The organism is Hymenobacter setariae (genome assembly GCF_007713685.1).
Classification (GTDB): domain Bacteria; phylum Bacteroidota; class Bacteroidia; order Cytophagales; family Hymenobacteraceae; genus Hymenobacter; species Hymenobacter setariae.
In genome coordinates, this window is sequence record NZ_VMRJ01000012.1 from 1 (window position 1) to 1,269 (window position 1,269).

The window sequence follows — 1,269 nt, forward strand, 5'->3', positions numbered from 1 at the left end:
TGGGGTGGTCTAGTTACGCTGGACAGTTTAGGGCGTTAAGTTGAAGGAGCTGTTGGTGAGTATGATAGGGTGTCTGATAGCCGATACTGGAGTGTAGGCGCTCGTGATTATAATAATCAAAATAGTCGGCCACGCTGGTCTGCGCGTCGGCTAGGTCGGCAAAAACGGGCCGTTCGCGTAGTTCGAGCACCTCCGTTTTGAGGCGCGACCAGAGGCTTTCAGCTTGGGCGTTGTCGTAGCAGTCGCCGCGGCGGCTCTGCGAGCGCAGGGCCTCGTGGTCGTGCAGTAGTTTGCGATATACCTTGCCGCAGTACTGCCCGCCGCGGTCGGAGTGGACGAGTAGGCCGGGTGTGGGCGGCTGGGCCCAAAAAGCGCGCTGCAAGGCCGTGGTAATCAGCTCCTCGGGCATGGTGGCCAGGACGTGCCAGCCCACTACCTGCTTGCTGACCATATCCTGATAGGCACACAGGTAAGCCCAGTCGCCATTGGCCAGCGGTAGATACGTGATATCACTGACCCAGACCTGGTTAGCCTGGGTAGGCTTGGGTTGGTTGAGCAGGCGGTTTGGGGCGCAGCGCAGCCCGTGCGTCGAGTCAGTGGTGCGTGGGGTGAAGGCCTTGGGTTGCAGCGCGTGCAAGCCTCGTCGACGCATGGCGGTGCGCAGACGCTGCCGACCGACGCGGTAGCCTTTGCGGCGCAAGGCGACCTGTAGCCGACGCGTGCCGTAGCGGCGTTTGTGGCGGCCAAACACCTTCACCAGCGCCTCTTCCCAAGCAGGCGCCGGTTTGTCAGCTGTTTGTTCTTGACCTTGTTGCCACGCATAGTAGCCGCTAACTGGCACCGCGACTACCTGGCAAAGCAAGCGCACCGGGTACTGCTTCCGCTGCGCTTCGATAAAGCGATAGCGGCTCATTGGTTGTCGGTCACCGAGAAGATGGCAATGGCTTTTTTTAAAATCTCGAGCTCCTGGGCCTGGCGTCGATTGGTGGCCCGCAGTTGGCGCAGTTCAGCGGCTGTGGCCGGGTCCAGCTCCGCACCCCGCGCGGCAGCCACCGGCGTAAGGGCTTCTTTTTGCCACTTGTAGAGTAGCTTGACATTGATATTTAAGGCCCGAGCGGCGGCTTGGGTCGAGCGGCTTTCACCGGCTAGCCGCAGCGCCTCCGCTCGAAAGGCGGCGTCATAACGCCGGCGTTTAGTAAGTTGAGGGCTGTCTTTCATGACAATCGAAAGATAAGACCCTATTCTGTCCAGAATTACCCGACCACCTCA

At 60.3% G+C, this 1,269-nt stretch carries 2 protein-coding genes; both read right to left on the reverse strand.

The genetic code is table 11. The features are described from left to right. Window positions 1-13: 13 nt before the first annotated feature. Entirely contained in the window at window positions 14-913 is a 900-nt protein-coding gene (locus tag FNT36_RS25240) for an IS3 family transposase (RefSeq protein WP_144853552.1), read from the reverse strand. Then, complete coding sequence (locus tag FNT36_RS25245) at window positions 910-1,218, reverse strand: transposase (protein ID WP_144853555.1); 309 nt, start codon at window positions 1,216-1,218, stop codon at window positions 910-912. The genes FNT36_RS25240 and FNT36_RS25245 overlap by 4 nt, the downstream gene beginning before the upstream one ends. Window positions 1,219-1,269 lie beyond the last annotated feature (51 nt).